Annotated in this window: 19 protein-coding genes and 1 pseudogene; 10 read left to right on the top strand and 10 right to left on the bottom strand. The window is 69.0% G+C overall.

Features of this window, described 5'->3' with window-relative positions:
* Positions 1 to 316 precede the first annotated feature (316 nt).
* A complete protein-coding gene (locus ACZ7M3_RS51680) occupies positions 317 to 727 on the bottom strand; it encodes a winged helix-turn-helix transcriptional regulator (protein WP_472073629.1) in 411 nt (136 codons plus the stop codon).
* 66 nt (positions 728 to 793) lie between these two features.
* Between ACZ7M3_RS51680 and ACZ7M3_RS51675 the strand changes: the two genes are divergently transcribed.
* The 3 genes from ACZ7M3_RS51675 (at position 794) to ACZ7M3_RS51665 (ending at position 2,966) form a co-directional block, all read left to right on the top strand.
* Entirely contained in the window at positions 794 to 1,543 is a 750-nt protein-coding gene (locus tag ACZ7M3_RS51675; protein ID WP_472073627.1) for a DsbA family oxidoreductase, read from the top strand.
* Between the two features lie 71 nt (positions 1,544 to 1,614).
* Entirely contained in the window at positions 1,615 to 2,256 is a 642-nt protein-coding gene (locus ACZ7M3_RS51670; protein ID WP_472073625.1) for an FMN-dependent NADH-azoreductase, read from the top strand.
* Between the two features lie 77 nt (positions 2,257 to 2,333).
* Entirely contained in the window at positions 2,334 to 2,966 is a 633-nt protein-coding gene (locus ACZ7M3_RS51665) for an NAD(P)-dependent oxidoreductase (protein ID WP_472073623.1), read from the top strand.
* 118 nt (positions 2,967 to 3,084) lie between these two features.
* Here ACZ7M3_RS51665 and ACZ7M3_RS51660 read toward each other — a convergent pair whose 3' ends face one another.
* The 3 genes and pseudogenes from ACZ7M3_RS51660 to ACZ7M3_RS51650 form a co-directional block, all read right to left on the bottom strand.
* A complete protein-coding gene (locus ACZ7M3_RS51660; protein WP_472073635.1) occupies positions 3,085 to 3,462 on the bottom strand; it encodes a Tn3 family transposase in 378 nt (125 codons plus the stop codon).
* Positions 3,384 to 5,369 carry a Tn3 family transposase gene (locus ACZ7M3_RS51655; protein ID WP_472073621.1) on the bottom strand — a complete coding sequence of 662 codons (1,986 nt, stop codon included), beginning with the start codon at positions 5,367 to 5,369 and terminating at the stop codon, positions 3,384 to 3,386. The genes ACZ7M3_RS51660 and ACZ7M3_RS51655 overlap by 79 nt, the downstream gene beginning before the upstream one ends.
* 307 nt (positions 5,370 to 5,676) lie before the next feature.
* Positions 5,677 to 6,072 (bottom strand): annotated as a pseudogene (locus tag ACZ7M3_RS51650) (DUF4158 domain-containing protein); the annotation flags it as partial.
* 466 nt (positions 6,073 to 6,538) lie between these two features.
* On the opposite strand from ACZ7M3_RS51650, the gene ACZ7M3_RS51645 reads away from it, so the two are divergent.
* Positions 6,539 to 8,245 carry an MFS transporter gene (locus ACZ7M3_RS51645; RefSeq protein ID WP_355312481.1) on the top strand — a complete coding sequence of 569 codons (1,707 nt, stop codon included), beginning with the start codon at positions 6,539 to 6,541 and terminating at the stop codon, positions 8,243 to 8,245.
* 640 nt (positions 8,246 to 8,885) lie between these two features.
* Here ACZ7M3_RS51645 and ACZ7M3_RS51640 read toward each other — a convergent pair.
* Complete coding sequence (locus ACZ7M3_RS51640; RefSeq protein ID WP_472073619.1) at positions 8,886 to 9,725, bottom strand: SDR family oxidoreductase; 840 nt, start codon at positions 9,723 to 9,725, stop codon at positions 8,886 to 8,888.
* Between the two features lie 92 nt (positions 9,726 to 9,817).
* Here ACZ7M3_RS51640 and ACZ7M3_RS51635 point away from each other — a divergent pair, with 92 nt between their 5' ends.
* From ACZ7M3_RS51635 to ACZ7M3_RS51625, 3 genes are all read left to right on the top strand, one after another.
* Entirely contained in the window at positions 9,818 to 10,192 is a 375-nt protein-coding gene (locus tag ACZ7M3_RS51635; RefSeq protein WP_452979681.1) for a winged helix-turn-helix transcriptional regulator, read from the top strand.
* Positions 10,193 to 11,107, top strand: coding sequence for a non-homologous end joining protein Ku (ku, locus tag ACZ7M3_RS51630; RefSeq protein ID WP_472073633.1), 915 nt, complete (start codon positions 10,193 to 10,195; stop codon positions 11,105 to 11,107).
* A 1,002-nt stretch (positions 11,108 to 12,109) separates the two neighbouring features.
* Positions 12,110 to 12,448, top strand: a complete 339-nt coding sequence (locus tag ACZ7M3_RS51625) for a helix-turn-helix domain-containing protein (RefSeq protein ID WP_472073617.1) — start codon at positions 12,110 to 12,112, stop codon at positions 12,446 to 12,448.
* Between the two features lie 329 nt (positions 12,449 to 12,777).
* Here the strand turns inward: ACZ7M3_RS51625 and ACZ7M3_RS51620 are convergent, their stop codons facing one another.
* The 3 genes from ACZ7M3_RS51620 to ACZ7M3_RS51610 all read right to left on the bottom strand — a co-directional run bounded on the left by ACZ7M3_RS51620 (position 12,778) and on the right by ACZ7M3_RS51610 (position 14,263).
* Positions 12,778 to 13,212 (bottom strand): DUF2267 domain-containing protein, encoded by a 435-nt coding sequence (locus ACZ7M3_RS51620; protein WP_472073615.1) that lies wholly within the window; start codon positions 13,210 to 13,212, stop codon positions 12,778 to 12,780.
* A gap of 113 nt (positions 13,213 to 13,325) precedes the next feature.
* On the bottom strand, positions 13,326 to 13,715 hold the full coding sequence (locus ACZ7M3_RS51615; protein WP_472073613.1) for a DUF2267 domain-containing protein: 390 nt from the start codon (positions 13,713 to 13,715) through the stop codon (positions 13,326 to 13,328).
* 113 nt (positions 13,716 to 13,828) lie between these two features.
* Entirely contained in the window at positions 13,829 to 14,263 is a 435-nt protein-coding gene (locus ACZ7M3_RS51610) for an Hsp20/alpha crystallin family protein (RefSeq protein WP_472073611.1), read from the bottom strand.
* Positions 14,264 to 14,390: 127 nt separating this feature from the next.
* Between ACZ7M3_RS51610 and ACZ7M3_RS51605 the strand changes: the two genes are divergently transcribed.
* Positions 14,391 to 15,041: a type III effector protein gene (locus tag ACZ7M3_RS51605; RefSeq protein WP_472073609.1), complete on the top strand. Its 651-nt coding sequence runs from the start codon at positions 14,391 to 14,393 to the stop codon at positions 15,039 to 15,041.
* A gap of 444 nt (positions 15,042 to 15,485) precedes the next feature.
* On the opposite strand, the gene ACZ7M3_RS51600 is transcribed toward ACZ7M3_RS51605, so the two are convergent.
* Entirely contained in the window at positions 15,486 to 15,824 is a 339-nt protein-coding gene (locus ACZ7M3_RS51600; protein WP_472073608.1) for a DUF6233 domain-containing protein, read from the bottom strand.
* Positions 15,825 to 15,954: 130 nt separating this feature from the next.
* Here ACZ7M3_RS51600 and ACZ7M3_RS51595 point away from each other — a divergent pair, with 130 nt between their 5' ends.
* Both ACZ7M3_RS51595 and ACZ7M3_RS51590 read left to right on the top strand, forming a co-directional pair.
* A complete protein-coding gene (locus ACZ7M3_RS51595; protein WP_472073631.1) occupies positions 15,955 to 16,923 on the top strand; it encodes a DNA polymerase Y family protein in 969 nt (322 codons plus the stop codon).
* A 405-nt stretch (positions 16,924 to 17,328) separates the two neighbouring features.
* On the top strand, positions 17,329 to 18,555 hold the full coding sequence (locus tag ACZ7M3_RS51590; RefSeq protein WP_472073606.1) for a PP2C family protein-serine/threonine phosphatase: 1,227 nt from the start codon (positions 17,329 to 17,331) through the stop codon (positions 18,553 to 18,555).
* A gap of 386 nt (positions 18,556 to 18,941) precedes the next feature.
* On the opposite strand, the gene tnpA is transcribed toward ACZ7M3_RS51590, so the two are convergent.
* A partial coding sequence (gene tnpA, locus ACZ7M3_RS51585; RefSeq protein WP_472073604.1) for an IS200/IS605 family transposase occupies positions 18,942 to 19,149 on the bottom strand: 208 nt, incomplete at its 5' end.

The following is a 19,149-nucleotide window of genomic DNA, read 5'->3' as shown; positions in this document are numbered from 1 at the left end:
ATGTCCCGGGTCTCCGTCGTCATCCGTGATCTTGTATGTCAGGGATGGACGCTGAGCTCTGTGCGCATAGTTCCGTCGCGACTGCGCTGGCCCAGTTGGCGATGAGTGTGGGGACGCGTTCGTGGTTGCCGAGCCGATACTCGATCTCCGCCGCAGACGACTTCACAGTCTTCGTGAGCCAGACGCGGCTGGTCCCGCGAATCGGTGAGACGTCAACTCAGATGCCCGGAGATCTCCGAGACTGCCCGGACATCACAGAGACAGGACAATGAGCGACCACCTATGAAACATGCCCCGCCCCCGGGTGTCATGCCCGTCAGGATCCGAGGGTTGCGGCGCGGTCGCGGTTGGCGCGGATTTCGTCGTGGTGGTCGGCGGCCCAGCCGATCAAGGACGTGACGATCTCGTGCAGGCCACGACCCAGCGGGGCGAGGGTGTACTCGACACGCGGGGGCACTTCGGCGTAGGCGGTGCGGGTGATCAGGCCGTCCTGCTGGAGCTGGCGCAGGGTGAGGCTGAGCATGCGCTGGGAAATGCCGGGGACCTGACGTTGCAGGTCGGTGTAGCGCAGCGGGCCGGACTCCAGGACGGCGATCAGCAGCAGGCTCCATTTGTCGCCGATGCGGTCCAGGATCTGCCGGATGAATGCCATCTGGTCTGCGGGGATGGCCGCGCACGGCCCGATCGCCGCAGCCCCCACGATGTCGGCCTCGCTGGTCGTCCCCATGACACACATTCCTCTCCGGCACGCACACGGATGTGCCTTTTGTAGCGGCTTCCATACTGGTCCATCATGGCGTTACGCACAAGTCGTAGGAATTGGAGGTCCATGGTGAAGGTGGACATTTGGTCTGAGGTGACCTGCCCGTGGTGCGGTCTGGGCAGCCACCGTGTGGAGCGAGCCGTGGCACGGTTCGAGCATGCCGACGAGGTAGAGGTGGTCCACCACTCCTTCCCGCTCAGCAGCGGCTTCCCCGTGGGGAGCACCTTCTCCGTTCGTGACGCTGCTCTGCGCAAGCACGGCATGGACGTCTGCCAGGCCGAGGCGGCGGCCCGGCAGATCGAGGCGCTTGCGCACAGCGAGGGCCTGAGCCCGTACCGGGTGCTGGACAACCAGGTCGGCAACACCGACCTGGCCCACGAATTCCTCGCCCACGCGTCTGCCCAGGGCAAGAACCGCGAGGCATGGACCGCGATCTTCCGCACCTACTTCGGCCAGGCCCAGCCCGTCTTCTCCCTGGAGGACCTGCTCAAGCTCGTGGACGAACTCGGCCTGGACCACGAGCAGACCCGCCAGGTCCTCGACCGGCGCCACTACCGGCAGCAGGTGCAGGACGATGCCCGCCAGGCACAGCGCCTGGGCGCGAGCGGGGCCCCGTTCATCGTCGTCGACGGCCGCTACGGCGTCCCCGGCGCTCAGGACAGCGACACCCTGCTCGACGTACTGCGCACGGCCTGGACCGACACCCAGCCGGTCACGCCCGCAGCCGGCGACGCCCCGGTCTGTGGCCCCGACGGCTGTGCCGTCCCCGAGCTCGCCTGACCTCCGCCGCCGCTCACCCATCTCACCGCCCCGCCGCCCACCGGCTTCGGCTCACCCTTGAAAGGTCCCCCATGTCGCACCTGCTGCACATTGACGCCTCCTCGCTCAGCGAGGCATCGGTCTCCCGGAAGGTCGCCCAGTCCTTCCGCGCCGAATGGCAGGGCCCGGTCGTCCACCGCGACCTCGCCGCCTCGCCTGTACCCCACCTCTCCGCGGCGGGCATCTTCGCCCGGATCACCGACCCCGCCCGCCACACCCCGGAACAGGCCGAAGCCGCCAGGCTCCAGGACGAACTCATCGACGAGTTCCTGGGCGCCGGCGCCTACCTGTTCACCGTGCCGATGTACAACCTCTCGATGCCGTCGGTGTTCAAGGCGTGGCTGGACCAGATCATGGTCGACGGCCGCACGCTCGACTTCGCCAACGGCGCCCCCACTGCGGGCCGCCCGGCCGTGGTGGTCTCCGCGCGCGGTGGCGGATACGGCCCCGGCGCCCCCAACGAGGGCAGGGACCACCTGGTCCCCACGCTGGAGACCATCCTGGGCTGGTCCCACACGCTCGGACTCGACGTGACCTCGGTGACCCCCGAGCTGACCATGGCCCCCGACGTCCCGGCGATGGCCGGCCTCATCCCGCTGCACGAGGCATCCCTGGCCACGGCACACGACCAGGCCCGCCGACTGGCCAAGGACATCGGCCAGCAGGCCGCCTGACTCGCGCCGCGCGTCACGCGGTCAACACCACCGATCTCTCCGAACCAACCTCTCCATGCTGTGAAGGAATGAACCCCATGCGCGTCACCGTCTTCGGCGGCACCGGCCCCACCGGCCTGCTCCTGATCAACCAGGCCCTGGCCGCGGGCCACGAGGTCACCGCCTACGCCCGCACCCCCTCGAAACTGCCCACGCACGAGCGACTCACCGCCGTCCAGGGACAGCTCGACGACGCCGCAGCCATCGCCGAGGCGGTACGCGGAAGCGACGCCGTCCTCAGCACGCTCGGCCCGACCACCAAGAAGGTCGACGCCCCGCCGCTGGTCACCGGCTACCGCCACATCGTCGCGGCCATGCACGAACACGGCGTCGAGCGGCTGGTGGCGATGGGCACACCCAGCATCCCCGACGCGGCCGACGGCAAGGAGTTCAAGGTCGGCCTCACAGTCACCGGCATCAAGAAGTTCGCGCCGGACGCGTACAACGCCATCGTGACCATCGGCCACATCGTGCGCGAGTCCGGACTGAAGTGGACCATCGTCCGTTTCCCCTGGCTCTCCGACGGCCCGAAGACCGCCTCCATCAACGTCCGCAAGGTCGGCGACAAGGGAGGACTGCGCCTCTCTCGGGCCAACGCCGCCGCGTACTACCTCCAGCAGCTCACCGACTCCTCCCAGATCGGCCGCGCACCGTTCATCACCGACAAGTAGGCACACCGCCGGCCATGCAACGGAACGCTGCTGCCGCCTGGCCACGCCCGGACATTCCGATCACGCCGGGGTGGCTCGCCGATGGTCCCCAAGTGGTCGGCCAGGCCCTGGAAGTCCCTCAGCGTGATTTCGAGGTTGATCGGGCGGCCTGATGCGTCGGTGTGCGAGGGCGGGGCACCACGGTGGCCGACCCCAGATCGAGGCGCTTGTCCATGTCCAGGCGGAACGTGCCGTACGGGTTGACTTTCGACCAGAACAGCGCGGTCAGGCCGCGCCGGTCCTCGTCGCTCAGCTTCGATGCCCACGCCGGTTCGGCCAGGACTTGCTGCACTAGCAGGGTGTTGACGTGCACGAGCGCGGACTGGAGCAGGTGCAGGGCGAGCATCGACGTCTCGGCGTGCTCCTTGTCGGGGCCGGTCAGGGCGCCGTCCTTGCCGTAGTGGAGCACGGTGTTCGCGCTGTTCCAGTTCTCCACGACCTGGAGCCCGCCGTGGATCTCGCGGCGCAGGCCGGGACTGGCCAGGTAGTCGCAGGCAAAGATCGTGAGCACGGCTCAGCCGAGTTCTTCGAGTGCCTGGTAGGTGGGGTGCTTGGGCCGCCGCGGGTGAAGCGCCGCAGCACCTGCTCCGCCTCCGTCGTTCCGAGGCGGAGCGCGGTCGCGTACTTCACCATCTGGTCGTACTGCTGCTCGATCAGCTCCCAGCGGATCGGCCTCGTCAGCGAGGCGCCGAGCGCCGGCCAGCCGGGCGGGGTGTCGTCCGGGCGGTACAGGCGAATACTGCCGATGTTCTTCAGGCGCGGCAGGAGGCGGAAGTTGAGCAGTTCGGTGAAGGCGAACCCGACCACCGAGGCGCCGTGGGTGTCGACGTAGTTCGACTCGATGTCGGCGTCCGTGCAGTGGCGCAGCAGGCCCTCGATCATCGCGGCGACCTCGGACGACGAGCAGCTCTTGAGCTGAGAGTAGATGCAGACGTTCTTCCGCTCGACGTGCCAGTAGATCATCACGCCGTCGCCGCCGTAGCGGGCGTGGTACTCGGTCATGAAGTTCGAGGACCAGGACCCGAATTTCTTCGAGTCCGACGCGCACGCGGTGCCGTGGCCCCACCAGGCGGTGTCGCGGGCGGCGAAGGTGGCGTTCACCAGCCTGGTGACGGCGGCCCGGAGGTTGTCGACGGTGATGAAGTGCCGGCGCGCGTGCCGCAGCGCTGCCTCGCTCTCGCCGTGCTCGCCGGTCGCCACGATCGCCCGGATGCCCATGTTCGTGCCCAGCGCGAAGAGGGCCAGCAGCAGGCGGCGCTGGAGGACGTCCCGCTCGATGCGCTCGTACGCGGCCACTGAGGAGAACTCCTCAGTGAAGCCGGTGAGGAAGTCGGCGTTTTTCAGCACGTCCAGGAGGTCGAGGACGCCCCAGCGGCGTGCGACCTCTTCCTTGAGGGCCGCCAGGCCGGTGGGCTCGGCCAGCGGCTCCAGCTTCGGAACCGTGATCCACGGCTCGCCCTTGCGGGTGGTGACCTTCACCCCGCCCGCCGAGCCGTACGCGAGCGCGCGGGACAGCTGGTCCAGGCCCGCGGCCATGCGCTCCTTCAGGTCCGCGATGAATGCCCGCGGGTTCAGCGGCTGCCGGATCGCGGCGTAGTGCGCGGCGCGGGTGGCCTCGAAGTCGCCGGGCAGGTCGTCCTCCGGGTTGCGCCAGCGCGCGGCGCCCTCGACGTGGATCTCGCGGCGCCGGACCGCGTCCCGCAGCGCGACCAGAACGCACAGCTCGTACGGGATGCGCTCGACCTTGCCCTTGTCGTCGACGACCGCCTCGCGCCAGTCCTTGCGCACCACGCCGTCCAGGGGCACTTCGTCGCCGGCGTCGTAGAAGCGGGTCTTGCCGTCGACGTCGGCGTACTTCTTCAGCAGCTTCATCGCGTCCATCACCGGCCGGTAGGCGGTGTTGTTGCACTTGAAGCCCAGGGTGTTCAGCAGCGGAGGCAGCATCTGCCGGTAGTACGAGCTGTAGGAGGAGCGCAGGGTGGTGCGGACCTTGGCCTTGAAGACCTTCTCGTTCGCCTTCGCCTCGGCCACCAGCTCGCGCAGCGTCTTCTCCCCGACCACCGGGAAAAGGGCCCGGCGTACGACCTCGTCGGGCTTTTCGACGGCGGCCGTCGCCAGCTTGAAGAGGATCCCCTCCTTGCCGCGGACCTTCTTCAGCTCGGCGGTGAACTGCTTTTCCACCCGCCGCTCGGCACGTGCGTTGATCTTGTGGACCAGAGCGACCAGCAGATCGACCAGGGCGTCGGTAATCTCCGCTTGCCGGGACGAGCACAGCGCTGCGAGCAGGGTGATCCGTACGTCCTCCGCCGTGTCGCGGAAGTCCGAGGGGTACATCTTGATCGCCCGTGCCCGCCAGGCGGCCACCAGCTTCTCCGAGCAGTCCGTGAACAGTCCGTCGGGGCAGCCCGAGTTTGCGCACGTCGTTGAGCTTGGTGATCTCGGTGAGCAGGGAGTCCAGGCCGACCGCGCCCGGGTCGCGCTTGAGCGCGGCCAGCAGGGCGGTCCCCACCTCGTTGTCCTCGGCCACCATGGACAGCAGCCGGGCCGTGCCCGCCTCGCCGAGGCGGCCGATCGTGCGAGCGCAGAACGTCCTCTCCCACCTACCTCGCGCCGCGACGAGTACCTTCTCGACCCGGGTACGGCCCGGCGGCTCGATCTTCCGGGCCCGGCACTCCACCAGCAGGGCCTCGCGCTGCCGGTCCTCCACCAGCTCGACCGGACAGACCTCCACGGCCAGCCGGGCCAGCGCCTTCTCGTCCGCGACCGTCGACGGTCGAAACCCAAGGGCCTCACGGATCTGCTTGCGGTGGTACTCCGCAGTCCGGCCGACCAGCATGTACTTCGCGAAGTCGGTAGTCGGGACCTTCACCAGATCGGCGACGTACTCCACCGCAGCTGGCGGAACCGCTTCCAGCACATCGGGGAACCAGCCTTCCAGCTCGAAGAACTTCAGCAAGAGGCTGAAGCCGAGCCGGGTCCTCCCGCTCTTGTTCGCCACGAGGTCCCAGTCGCCGTCTACCAGCGTCCAGTTCGCCAACAGCTCCTCTAGCGACCACTCTTGCCGCACCCCGCCCCTTTGGCCTCGATCACTCGATCAGACCAACGACGACGCCCAGGACGGGGAAACGGGGCTCGTACGGCTACCCGCGACCTACTTTGCGGCTGGTGTCTGAGCTAGGACTCCAGGGCCTTTTTTGAGGGGGAGCGAAAGATCCCGAACTGCCAGATGACATAGCGAAGATCGCCGCCGGTAGCCCCCCCACCTGAACTGCATCGTCGCCAGCGCCGGCGGTGGCGACGTGGCCGGCGATGAGCAGGGTCATGGTGCGGCCGCGGATCTGCCCGTCGCTCTGGACGGCTCCGCTGGGGCCCGTCGGCGGCCGGGTGATGAACGGGGTGAATAACCTTGCGCAGACCCCTAGGCATACCGACTAGTCGGTACTAGCCTCTGGCCACGCTCTCGGAGCCGGGCGCAGCGCGCCCCCGTCGCCCCGACACCAACACCCGGTTTCCGTATCCCCAGGAGGAACCGTATGTCCGCCACTCCAACGGCGTTCGACGCCGGCAGACCCACGCCCGACGGGCCCGCCGTGGACGCCCGCGGCCCGCTGGCCTGGCTGTACCGCCGAGACCTGGCGGACTACCCGCCCACCGGTCGCCGCATGGCCTATCTCGCGATTGTGGTCATCACCACCGTCGTCCTGTACTACATGCTGTACATCCAGTACGCGGTGGCGACGTCGATCATCACGCACTTCGACATGACGTACCGCTACTTCGTCTGGGTCTCGGTCATCGGCAACGCGATCGGGGCCTTCGCCTCGCTCGTGGCCGGTCTTGCGGATCGCTGGGGCCGGGCGAATCTGGTGGTCTACGGGCTGCTGATCGCCGCGCTGCTGGTCTTCTTCGGGCTGCCGAACGCGGCGAACAAGACCACCTATCTGGTGCTCTTCTCGCTCGTCAGCTTCGTCGAGGGCATCGTGCTGGTCGCCACCCCTGCGCTGATCAGGGACTTCTCCCCGCAGCTCGGCCGGGCCACCGCGATGGGGTACTGGACGATGGGCCCGGTCATCGGCTCTCTGGTGGTCACCACCGTCACCAGCAACACTCTCGACAGCGCCACCTGGCAGGACGAGCTGCGTTATTCGGCGATCGCCGGGTTCGTCGTCTTCGTCGTCGCGATCTTCGCGCTGCGCGAGCTGTCCCCGGCGCTGCGCGACCAGACCATGGTGTCGCTGCGGGACCGGGCACTGGTCGAGGCGCGCGCCAAGGGACTGGACACCGAGGCGGTGCGCCGCGGCGAGTGGCGGCAGATGATGCGCCTGGACGTGCTGGGCTCGGCCTTCGCCATCGCCGTGTTCCTGCTGCTGTACTACGCGGCGGTCGGCAACTTCGTCGTCTACTTCGCGACCACCTTCGGCTACAGCGAGCAGCGCACCAACGCGCTGGCCAACTGGTACTGGGGGGCGAACGCCATCGCCCTGGTCCTGGTCGGCCTGCTCTCGGACCGGCTGAAGGTGCGCAAGCCCTTCATGATCGTCGGCGCGGTCGGCTCCGTCGTGGTGACCGCGGTCTTCGCCACCCGCGCCACCCACCTGACGACCGACTACTACACCTTCGCCTGGCTGTTCATCGGCATCGGCGTCTTCAGCGGCATCGCCTACGCGCCCTGGATGGCGAGCTTCACCGAGACCGTGGAGAAGCACAACCCGGCGGCGACTGCGGCGGGCCTGGCGGTGTGGGGGTGGACGGTGCGCATCGTGGTCGCCGTCTCCGCGGCCTTCATCCCGGTGCTGGTGACCTCCGTGACCCCGCTCGTGGAGCACGGCGCCGAGGTCAAGGCCGCCTCGGTGCAGGCTGCGCCCGCGCTGGCCATCGTCAACGCGCACCCTCAGCTCTTCGCCGAACTGAACAAGTACACCCCGGCCACGGTGCCGCCCGCGCTGGGCGCCCGCGCCGTCAAGGAGGTCGGCGCGCAGGACCTGGGTGTCGTGCAGAAGGCGGCGCCGCAGCTGAAGCTGCTGCAGGAGTACGGCCCCGAGGTCCAGAAGGCGTCGAAGGACGGGCCCGGCGAGTGGCGCAACTGGTGGTGGATCTGCGTCGGCGGCCAGGTGCTCTTCCTGCCCTTCGTCTTCGTGATGGCAGGTCGCTGGAGCCCGAAGAAGGCGCGTGAGGACGCCGAGGCGCACCAGCTGGCGGTCGACCGCGAACTGGCTGCCCTCGCCGCCGCCGAGGAGTGACCGGACGCGGAGCCGGCCGGCCATGGACGGGCCGGCCGTCTCCGCGGTCGCGTGTACCGGGGCAGCGAAGCCCCGCACCCCGGGTCGACTGCCCTGCCGCTGTGATGAATCAGGCCGGAGCCCTTCTTGATGCCGCGCCGCCACAGCGCCATCTCCAGGGCATCCAGAGGGAGTTCGGTGCGTGTGGGTGGAAAGCTGCCATCCGACGATCATCCGCACGCGGTTCGTGGCCTGTACGGAGGCTGTGACCTGTGCCTGGACCCGGTGTCTCACGCCGTGTCCAAGCCGGCCAGTCTCACGTTTGCGTCCGAATCCCCGGACCGGCCACGAGGGGTGGGCGGCTGGCCTGCGGAAGGCCGTCCTCAGGACATCGCCCCTCTTCCTGGAAGCTGAGATCTGCGCCTGGGGCAAGCCGGTGGAACGAGAACTCGACCCCGTTCACCTGGACCGAAACAGTCGAGGGGATCCTCGACTCCCTCGCCCGCTTCTGCCAACAGATCTCCGGCGCCGGACACCAGCAGGACTCCGTCAGGCCGCTCCGGCTCTTGGCTTCTGGCCGGTGGTGGGAGGTGGCGCTACGGGGGCGCCCCGTGCGGCCGTAGTCGCACGAAGCTGCCCGGTCGCTTCAGCTGGTTGTGCCTCAGCGAAAAGCGGCGATGCTACGGGCGACCCAGTCGTTGAAGGGGCTCGGGGCGCGGCCGAGGACTCGTTCCACGTCCGAACTGATCCGTAGTTCCGCGGGGTTCGGGGCGGCGATGATGTCCAGGGTGTCGTCGGCGAGCTCCGGCGGCACGAACTGGGTCATTGCGGCCTTGGCCTCCTCGCGGGTGAGTTCGTGGAACCGCACCGGGGAGCCGAGCGCGGCGGCGACGGCTTCCGTCTGCTGACGCGGCGTGATCACCTCGGGCCCGGTCAGCTCGAAGACTCCGCCGGTGTGCCGGTCGTCCAGCAGACAGGCCGCCGCGACCTCGGCGATGTCCGCCGGGTCGACGACCGGAACCCCGACGTCGCCGAAGGGTGCGGCGACCATCCCCTGCGTGCGGACGGAATCCGCCCAGGCCAAGGCGTTGGAGGCGAAGCCGCCCGGTCGCAGGACGGCCCAGTCCAGGCCGGACTCTCTCAACGCGTCCTCCACCGCGCGCATCGCGATCCGCGACGGGCCGAGCGGCCTGGTCGCCACGCCCTGCGAAGACAGCAGGACGACCCGGCGGACCCCGCTGGCCGCGGCCAGGTCGATGATGTCGGTCGGCCTGGCTTCGGGGGCGTGCAGGTCGCCGGACAGCAGGAGGAACAGCGCCTTCGCCCCGTCCAACGCGGGAGTGAGACCCTGCGGCTCGGCCAAGTCAGCCGGCACGTGCCGGACCCCGTCCGGCACCGCCGCCGCGTGCCGCGACACCGCTGTCACCCGCTCGCCCGCCTCGGCCAAGGCCTGCGTCAAAGGCCGGCCCACATTCCCGGTAGCCCCGGTCACCACGATCATGTTCAGCTCCTAGTCCGTTGTGCACTGCGGCAATTGACGCTAGGAGTCGGGCTTACTTTCCGTAAGAACATACCCAGAGGTAAGCTCCGGGCATGGGGGAAGGCGCGCAGCTGACGCAGGCCGAGACGGGCCATCGGTATGAGGTGTTTCACACCGACTGCCCTGCGCGCGACGTGGTCGACCACGTGACCAGCAGGTGGGGCATCTGGGTGCTGATCTCCTTGCGGAGCAACGACCTTCGGTTTTACGAGCTGCGTGACAGCATCCAGGGCATCAGCGAGAAGATGCTCGCTCAGACACTGCGCGCACTGGTCCAGGACGGCCTGGTCTGGCGGGAGGTCGAGCCGACGACGCCGCCCCAAGTCACCTACGGGCTGACCGAGTTCGGCCAGGACGTCGGCGAGCCGCTGACGGACTTGTTCGACCGGATCACACAGCGGCTGCCACCATCCAAGAGCCGGATCTAGATAACCATTCCGGTGAAGCTGATGAGTGCCACCGAGGACCGCTCGGTCCGTTTCCATCAGGTCCATACGGAGGACCTGGGCCGGGTGCGCGTGCGCAAGTTCTGCGAGGCGGAGGACCGCGAGGTGTCCGCGGGTGAGATTGGCAAGGGGTTCGAGGTCTCCAAGGACACGCTGGTCGCGGTCACGGATGAAGAGTTGGAGCAGATGCCGCTGCCGACCGCGAAGGCGATCGAGATTGTCGCGTTCGTGCCGGCCGTGTCGATCGACCCGGTGCGGCTGAGCGGCGACAGCTACTTCCTGCAGTTCGACGGCCAGGTCGCGGCGAAGCCGTACGTTCTGATCGCCCGGGCATTGGCCCGCAACACGAAGGTGGCCGTCGCGAAGCTGGCGTGGCACGGGCGTGAGCGCCTGGTGCTGCTGCGGGTGAGGGACGGGGCACTGGTCGCGCACGTGCTCAAGTGGGACGACGAGGTGCGCGACCCGTCCGAGCTCGGGCCGAAGGACATCACGGTCACGGACTCCGAGATCGACGAGGCGCTGCAGCTGGTGGACTCGATGACGACGGACGGCATCTCCGGCTACCGGGACGAATACCGGGAGGCCCTGGAAGCGGTGATCGAGGCGAAGGCCGAGGGCCGGCAGCCGCCCAAGCCGAGCACCGAGGTCGAGGAGCCGGGCGGCAAGGTCGTCGACCTGATGGCCGCCCTGCAGGAGAGCGTCCGCAAGGCCCAGGCCGCGCGCGGCGAGGACGCCGGCGAGGCCGAGGTCCACGAGATGCCGACGGCCAAGAAGAAGACGGCCGGGAAGACGGCGGGGAAGGCGCCCGCCAAAAAGACCGCGGCGGCGAAGAAGACCGCGGCGGTGAAGAAGACCGCGGCGGTGAAGAAGCCGGCCCGGCGGCAGCGGGGTGCCTAGGCCGAAGTCCCGTGAGGACTGGGGAGCAGAGACGCGGTGTCGTCTGTGGCTCCGTGGTGGGCCTTCTCCCCGGCACCGCGCCTGTTGTGAAGGGGTCCGCCAGGCTCTCCGTCGAGTAGATCGGGGAGGGTCGCCTGCGGCGGGTGCTTGTGCCCCGCTTGTGGCCCGTAACCCGGCGGTGACGGTTTGCTCCTGTCCCTTCCGCTGTACGAGGTCGATTATCTCGCTGCCAAGCGCGCGAAAATCTGTGTTGGCCAGAGTAGACATTGAGTGGTGGCCTGGTTATGGTTTCTCTCGTAGCCCAGAGAGATAGCAGGGCCGGGCAGACACGAACTGCCGGGCAGCGGTACCGCAGTTGCAGTTGGCAGGACGGTGCGGTGGTGGAGTTCCGAAGCCAGGGTGGTTGCAGGACGGCGACGGGGCTGACGGCCGGACCGGGTGGCCCGCAGTTATCAGGGGCCGCCGTGAGCAGTACCGCAGTGGCAGTACCCGTAAGTGCGGTTCGCAGTACCCAGCAGTGAAGTCAGTGAGCAGTACCTCGGTGAAGGCGTCGGCTGCGGACGCGCGCACCGGGAAGTTCGGCAGTGGGGTTCCAAGCCAGAGCAGACGCAGGACGGGCGACGGGGCTGGCTGCCGAAGAGTGGCGCTGTCGCAGGCCGCTGAGCAGTTCGCATCACCAGTAGTACAAAGCAGTGCGCATCACCAGCAGTACGCAGTCCCCGCTTAGTAAGTGGTTGATCCCAGAGGGAAGAACGGAGGAGCCAAGCGCCATCAGGATCGCCCGGGCCGAAGCGTTGAACCCGGGTACCGCAGGACATCGATAGTGAGGTGGTCTCCGGTCAAGCAACCGCGATCCCCGCATTCCCCCGCCTTCTCCCGGGTGGGTGTGCGGAACAAGTAGGCCGGCGCAGTATCAGGGCCGGCAGATGGTGTAGCAGTTCCTTCGGGGCCCTGGTGCCATACGGCACCGGGGCCCCTCCAGGCGTTCCACAGAGAGGTGCAATGACAGCAGACGACTCGTACGGCCGGCTCGATGACGACGATTACCCCGCCTACACCATGGGCCGGGCCGCCGAGATGCTCGGCACCACGCAAGGCTTTCTCCGCGCCATCGGCGAAGCGCGCCTCATCACCCCGCTCCGCTCGGCGGGCGGACACCGCCGCTACTCCCGCTACCAGCTGCGCATCGCCGCCCGCGCCCGAGAACTCGTCGACCAGGGGACCCCCATCGAGGCCGCCTGCCGCATCATCATCCTCGAAGACCAGCTCGAAGAAGCTCAGCGCATCAACGCCGAACACCGCCGCGCTGCCGAATCAGCGAACCCAACAGCCGCGCCCTGAGACGGCCAAGACCTGCAGCTCCGCCTGCCGGTCTGGTATTCAGCTGCCTCGACAGCAGGCCGTTGCGCCCCCTGATCAGCTGCGCTCTTGTACTGGCTGGCGTCATTGGGGGAGGGAAGGCGGAGGCAGGGTTCGCCGTGGGCTTCACACGGCCGCCAGCCGCATGACGGCCCTGGCCGGCAGGCAACAGCAGCCCGATGGCAGGGCTCCGGCGATGACGTCACCGGAGCCTCTTCACGCTCCAACCGCGTCCTCAGCCATCGCAGCTGCCCCGGTGTGGACGGTCACGTGAATTGGGTGACTCTAGGCGCGGGGCCTGGTCCTGCCCGTTAGGCGGCCTGGATGAGTTCGGCGCGGCCGAACAGGAGCGCGTATCCGGACGGGAGCTGGGCGAGGATGCGGTCCAGGAGACCGGGGCCGGCCAGGCGGCCGACGACGGCGAGGACGGCTCCGGTGTCCCAGCGCGCGGTCGCGGGGGTGGTACCCGTGCGGGTGGCCAGGTTCTTGACGAAGCCCCAGCCGGTGAGTGGTTGAAGGTCGGGGATCGGGCTGGTGAACACGAGGGCGGCCTCGGTGGGGAGGCAGGAAGCGAGGTCGACGCGTTCGTCGCCCGTGAGCTGACGGCCCAGGGCCCCCAGCACGGCACGCGTGACGTCCTCGGCCCGCTCGCAGGTCGGATACGCGCCTTCGTACCGGATCCTTTCCAGCATCTGCTGAAACGTCATGCCGGGTCGGGCAGTCGCCGGTTCACGCAGCGGAAGCATCGGGAGTGGTTGCCTTTCTCGTGCAAGGGTGTTTGCGCCGGTGGGGAAGGGCCGGCGGGGGTGAGTGTCGGCCGGCCCTGCTGAATTGATGAGGGGGTCACGCGTTCCTGGGCTCAGGCGCGCTCGGGACGGCCGAAGAGGAGGTCGTAGCCCGGGGGGAGCTGGAGCAGGATGCGGCGGGTGAGTTCCTCGCCCGCCGCATCGGCGGTCACGCTCAGCACGGCGCTGACGTCCCAGACCGCGGTCTGTTCGGTGGCTCCCTCGATCCACGCCGCGGTGGCCCGCAGGAACCGCTCCGGCGGGAGCGGCTCGGTGGCCTGCAGCGGGTTGAGAAGAACCAGGGCGAAGGTCTCCGGGAGCCGGGCGGCCAGCTCGGCCCGGACCTCACCCACCAGATGCGCGCCCAGCAGCGCCAGAACGGTACGCGCGGCCCGTTCGGCTTCCTGGGGTGTGGTGTACTCGCCGCGTTCCTGCACGTGGTCGAGGAATGCTTCCCATCGCATGGCCACCACGGCCCCTTTACGTCGTTGTGTGATGGACGTAGGGCGGAGGACGGGAGCAGAGGTGGATGTCGACGCCCGTCCTCCGCCGTCGGCGCGGCCGGGGAACTGGCTCCTCAGCCGCTGATCTGCCTGTGCTCGGACTCCCCGCCGATCGCGATCCTGCGGGGCTTGGCGCGCTCGGCGATCGGGATCCGCAGGGTCAGCACCCCTGCTTCGTAGTCGGCTGTGATGCGTTCGGTGTCCAGGGTGTCGGCCAGCACCAGCTGGCGGGAGAAGACACCCAGGGGCCGCTCGGAGAGCTCCATCTGTACGTCGTCGGTCTTCACGACCGGGCGGCGCTCGGCCTTGACGGTGAGCATGTTCCGCTCGACATCGATGTCGAGCGCGTCCTTCGCGACACCGGGCAGGTCGAGGGCGATCACGTACTCCTCGCCCTCACGGTAGGCGTCCATCGGCATCGCCGAGGGCCTGGACCAGGTACCGGTCACACCCGTCAGCTGCTGGGCGAGCCGGTCGAGTTCGCGGAACGGGTCGGTGCGCATCAACATCGCGAAAACACCTCCACAAGTCTGGCAGGAACTGCCAATGCGCTTCGTCTGACACCGTTGTAACATGTCATCCAAACGATGACAAGTGAAGTGTCGTCCGAAGGGTGACAGTCTTGAGAGGATCTCCGTGAACGCCTCGCCCGCGCCCCGTGACCCCACCTCGTTCTTCGCCGCTGCGGCAGCGCTGAACACGATCAACGAAGCCGTCCGCACCGCCCAGACCCCCCAGACCGGAGCGCACCCGCAGGACGGACAAGCCAGTGCGGACCAGGCCCTGGCCGCGCTCCTCCTGCTGCGTGAACTGCGCGACCAACTCGCAGGATGGGAACCTGGACTGATCGAGGCAGCCCGCGCCGCAGGCTCCAGCTGGGCGGACCTCGCCCACCCCCTGGGCGTCGCCAGCCGCCAGGCCGCCGAACGCCGCTACCTGCGCGTACGCCCCGGCACACCCGGCACCACCGGCGAACAACGCGTACAAGCCACCCGCAACCGCCGTGCCGCCGACCGCACCATCACCGCCTGGGCCCGGACCAACGCCGCCGAACTACGCCAACTCGCCGGCCAGATCTCCGCCCTCACCGACCTCCCCACTCGTGCCCGCATACCTCTGGCCCGGCTCGCCGACGCCCTCGCCGACAACGACGCCGCCAACCTCATTGATCCACTCGCCGACACCCACACACACCTCAAGCCCAACCACCCCGACCTCGCAGCCCGCATCGCCACCATCACCCACCACGCCGACCAACTCCGCCAGGCCGGCGACGACAACCACTGAACAGTGGACGGGCATTTCGGTGCCTGACCAGCGGCTGCCTTTGATCCGCGAACTGCCGCCAGAAGCCTGTCCCCGGCGGGACCGGTGACGGCGACGGTCAGGGCTTGGGCGGCGCCTCTACCGAGCAACTCCGACACCCAACCGACCTTCCTGCCTTACGGGTGGGCTGCTCAGGCGCCCGCGCGCGTGATCCATGCCGGAACTGGAGAAGCGTGCGAGGCAGGCGCCCGCATCAGGGACCGGCGGTCAGACCGAAACCCAACGACTCGCATATCGTCATACGTCAGCGGAGGGCATACTCGCTGACCACGCCGACGGCCAAGGGCCTCGTCCGGCCGGATCGGGCTCTGGTCCCGTCCGGCCATGCGTGCATCGTCGGCATCAGGAACCACGTCCCGCGGATGGAAAACGCATGACCGAGGGCGCGGTGCCGTCTGTGGCGGGTCAGTCGAGGATGCGGAGCTGGGCGTCGGGCTTGCAGTGGGTGCAGGCGCGCACGCCCGAAGTGAGGAGCCGGCGCGCTTCGTCGCGCGGGACGGGGCGTCGTCGTTTGCCCGCGGCGTAGCAGCCGCCCATGTGCACCTCGATGGGCGGGCGTCCGTTGCCGATGCTGAGTTCGACGATCCAGTCCGGCTCCTGCGGCCGGTTGTTCCGGCCGTGTTCCTGTTCGGCTTCCCGCTTCTGGAGGTCGGCGATCTTGGTGTCGATGCGTTGCAGCCACATGGCGTGCCACACCCGCAGGGTGAGCAGTCGTGCCAGGTCAGGCGGCAGGTCGTCGAACATGTTTCCGATTCTAGATCCACAGGCGGCCGGGCTCGCCCTCTCGCGTGTTCGAATTCTAGTTCGATAATGTGGGGTGGAGGAGGTGGGTGCTGTGGAGGCAGGGACGGAGGCACGGCGGGTGTCGAGCGTGATGCATGTGCGCTGCCCGGACGGGCTGCCGGAGGACGTCTACCGGCAGGTCCTCGAGCAGCTCGCGGAGCTGTCCCCGGTCGTCCAGGCGCTGCCCCCGACGGCGGCCCTGGTGGAGCTGAAGGGCGCGCTGCGCTACCACGGCGTGGACGGGCGTCGGCTGGGGGAGGTGCTGCGGGTGCGGACCATCTCCCGGCTGGGTGTCGACGTGCGGGTCGGGATCGGCCCGACCGTCACCGTCGCGGCCACCGCCTCCGGCCAGATCACCGAGCCGGGCGGCGTCCTCGCCGTCGACCCCGGCCAGGCGGCCGACTGGCTCGGACCGCTGCCCGTCGAAGCCCTCCACGGCATCGGCCCCCGCCAGGCCCAGACCCTGCGCGACTACGGCGTCCACTGCGTCGGCCTGCTCGCCGCGATCCCGCCCGCCACCGTGCAGCGCCTCCTGGGCGGCCGGGCCGGACGCCAGGCGGCCGACCGGGCCCGCGGCATCGACCCCCGCCCCGTCACCCCGCGCGCCCTGCCCGCCTCCGCGAGCGTGAGCCGCACCTTCCCCCGGCACACCCTGGACGGCGCCGCCGTCAGAGCGGCCCTGCTCGACCTGGTCATCACCCTCGCCCTCCAGCTCCGCGGCCGGGGCCAGGCGGCCCGCGGCCTGACCCTGACCCTGCGCTTCGCCGGAGGCACCACGTGGGAGAAGACCCGCCGGCTGCCAGAGGCCTCCGCACACGACGACGACCTGCGCACACTGGCCTACCGGCTGATCGACGCGGCAGGACTCCAGCGCGGCCGCCTCACCGGGATCACGCTGAAGGGCGAGGACCTGATCGCCGCCGACCAGGTCGCCGAGCAGATCAGCTTCGACGGTGCGCGCGAGGCCCGGCTGGCCGCCGAAGAGGTCAGCGACCGCATCCGCGCCAAGTTCGGGCCCGGCGCGATCCGCCCCGCCACCACACTCCTGCGCGTCTCCTGACCCCTGCGACCTCGCCGCGGAGGCGAGACCCGTGCTGCTCCAACCGCCAGGACTTCCAGGCCTGTTGTCCCACACCCTTCGCACTGGCCGTACGCCACCGCGGTGTCCCGCCGGGCACCGTCCGCGTCGACCTGGGCGATCAGCCGGATGCGCATCCGGCTGATCGCCCGTTTCTCAGCCCTCCTTCTGGATCTCTAGCGACCAGGCGACTGGCCCGTGGCCGACCCTCACCGCCAGCCGGGACGGCGGCCTCGCTGGCCCAGGTCGCCTGATCACTCCGCGCGGACAGCGCGGGCCGACATGCTGCGCATGGCCTAATGAGCCGCTCCTGCGGCTTTCCCAGGTTCAGGTTGTGCGGAGGCGGTGACCGGTATTGGTGGCAGGGAGGAGGTGGCGAGGCGGGTCATGGGCGAGGAGAGCGTGGACCGGTCGGAGGGTTCCGGTGAGCGGCTGCTCGGTCTGCTGCTGGATCGGGCGCGGCTGATGCCGCCGCAGCTGATCGCCCCGTTGATCGCGGAGGAGGTGGCCGGGATCGGTGGTCGGGACGTCTCCATCCTGCTGCAGGACTACGCGCAGGAGGTGCTGGTGCCGCTTGCGGGCAGGAAGCTGCACGTCGGCCAGCCCGAACCGATGGCCGATTCCCCCGCCGGCCGGGCCTTCCTGAGCGAGAACGTCGTCGAGGTGCCGCAGGCCCACGGCAGCGTGCGGATGTATCTGCCGCTGCTGGACGGCAGCGACCAGGTGGGGGTGATGGCCCTGACCCTGGACGCCGTCGGCGACGACGACCGGCGCCTGCTGCGCAGGCTCGCCGGCCTGGTCGCCGACATGCTGGTCACCAAGAACGCCTACACCGACCAGTTCTTCCTGGCCCGGCGCCGGGAGCCGATGAGCGTGTCCGCGGAGATCCAGTGGAACCTGCTGCCGCCGCTGACGATGACCCTGCCGCAGGTCGCGGTGGCCGGCGTTCTGGAGCCCGCCTACCGGGTCGCCGGCGACAGCTTCGACTACGCACTCAACGGCAACATCCTGCACATGGCCGTGATCGATGCGATGGGCCACGGCCTGGACGCCGCCGTGATGGCGACCGTGGCCATCGGCGCCTACCGGCATGCCCGGCGTGTGTTCGTCAGCCTGGCCGAGAAGTATGCGTTCATGGACGACGCCATCTCCCGGCAGTTCGGTCCCGACCACTTCGTCACCGCCCAGCTGATGCACATCAACATCGCCACCGGTGAGCTGGAGCTGGTCAACGCGGGCCACCCCGCGCCGCTGCTGATCCGCGAAGGCCGGGTCGAGCGGCAGTTGGAGAGCGCGACGACGCTGCCCGTCGGCTTCGGCGGCGAGTTGCCCCGGATCCGAGAGCACCTGCTCCAGCCGGGTGACCGGGTGCTGTGCTACACCGACGGCATCATCGAGGAACACGTCACCGGCGGCGAGCCGTTCGGCGAGGAACGCCTCATCCACTGCGTCAACCGCCTGGGAGAAGAGCCGTCACAGGGGGTACGGGCGGATCTGCGCCGGCTCTCCCACACCCTGAAGAGGGAACGGGGCGGACACACCAGCGACGACGCCACCCTCTTCATGATCGAGTGGCACGGCGGCGCCGCCGACCACCTCGCGGTCCTTGACTGAGTAACTCGACGGCAACCGAATCCGAACCGGATAGTGCCGCCCACGCGGACGACGGTCACCCTTCCATGCCGGGCCAACTGGCCTCCCAGGGAGAGTGTCCGGAAACAGGTATTCAGCAGTAGCCGTCGGATCGGGCGGCGGCACAAGACGCCGGACGGGATCAGTCAAAGATGAGCTGCGCAGGCTGCCGTCGTCATCGCTCCAGCGCACGGTCGAAGTGCCTGCCGACCACGGCGCCCCGCCGGGCACGCGCGACGGGCTCGGACTGGACTGGACGCCATCCTCTGATTCTTCGCAGGGAATCCCGGCCTTCAGGCCGGGCGGGAATGCGATCCTCGGCCCGGAGGCGCGAAGCGCCGGAGATCACTGCGTCTGCGGGGTGACGGTCAGGCTGGTCGCTTCTGGTTGTCGATGTAGTCCTTGACGATGCTCAGTGCTGCGCCGCCGCAGGAGCCTACGAAGTAGGAGGGGGACCAGAACACGGACCCGGTGCCGGTCCGGTTGATCCGGCCGGTGTACTCCGCGCGCAGGTAGCGGGAGCTGACGCCCTTGAGGGAGTTGACGAGTTTGGACAGGGCGATTTTCGGCGGGTAG

This window comes from Streptomyces sp. NPDC111656, assembly GCF_055656965.1.
This window is presented reverse-complemented; position numbering and strand designations above follow the sequence as displayed.

Bases quoted from the DNA above. Each gene is read 5' to 3' on its own strand.
- ACZ7M3_RS51665 (WP_472073623.1), top strand. From the start codon at position 2,334: ATGCGCGTCACCGTCTTCGGCGGCACCGGCCCCACCGGCCTGCTCCTG.
- ACZ7M3_RS51625 (WP_472073617.1), top strand. From the start codon at position 12,110: ATGACAGCAGACGACTCGTACGGCCGGCTCGATGACGACGATTACCCC.
- ACZ7M3_RS51590 (WP_472073606.1), top strand. From the start codon at position 17,329: ATGGGCGAGGAGAGCGTGGACCGGTCGGAGGGTTCCGGTGAGCGGCTG.
- ACZ7M3_RS51680 (WP_472073629.1), bottom strand. From the start codon at position 727: ATGGGGACGACCAGCGAGGCCGACATCGTGGGGGCTGCGGCGATCGGG.
- ACZ7M3_RS51670 (WP_472073625.1), top strand. From the start codon at position 1,615: ATGTCGCACCTGCTGCACATTGACGCCTCCTCGCTCAGCGAGGCATCG.
- ACZ7M3_RS51675 (WP_472073627.1), top strand. From the start codon at position 794: ATGGCGTTACGCACAAGTCGTAGGAATTGGAGGTCCATGGTGAAGGTG.
- ACZ7M3_RS51640 (WP_472073619.1), bottom strand. From the start codon at position 9,725: ATGATCGTGGTGACCGGGGCTACCGGGAATGTGGGCCGGCCTTTGACG.
- ACZ7M3_RS51620 (WP_472073615.1), bottom strand. From the start codon at position 13,212: ATGCTTCCGCTGCGTGAACCGGCGACTGCCCGACCCGGCATGACGTTT.
- ACZ7M3_RS51595 (WP_472073631.1), top strand. From the start codon at position 15,955: ATGCATGTGCGCTGCCCGGACGGGCTGCCGGAGGACGTCTACCGGCAG.
- ACZ7M3_RS51610 (WP_472073611.1), bottom strand. From the start codon at position 14,263: ATGTTGATGCGCACCGACCCGTTCCGCGAACTCGACCGGCTCGCCCAG.
- ACZ7M3_RS51645 (WP_355312481.1), top strand. From the start codon at position 6,539: ATGTCCGCCACTCCAACGGCGTTCGACGCCGGCAGACCCACGCCCGAC.
- ACZ7M3_RS51635 (WP_452979681.1), top strand. From the start codon at position 9,818: ATGGGGGAAGGCGCGCAGCTGACGCAGGCCGAGACGGGCCATCGGTAT.
- ACZ7M3_RS51600 (WP_472073608.1), bottom strand. From the start codon at position 15,824: ATGTTCGACGACCTGCCGCCTGACCTGGCACGACTGCTCACCCTGCGG.
- ACZ7M3_RS51615 (WP_472073613.1), bottom strand. From the start codon at position 13,715: ATGCGATGGGAAGCATTCCTCGACCACGTGCAGGAACGCGGCGAGTAC.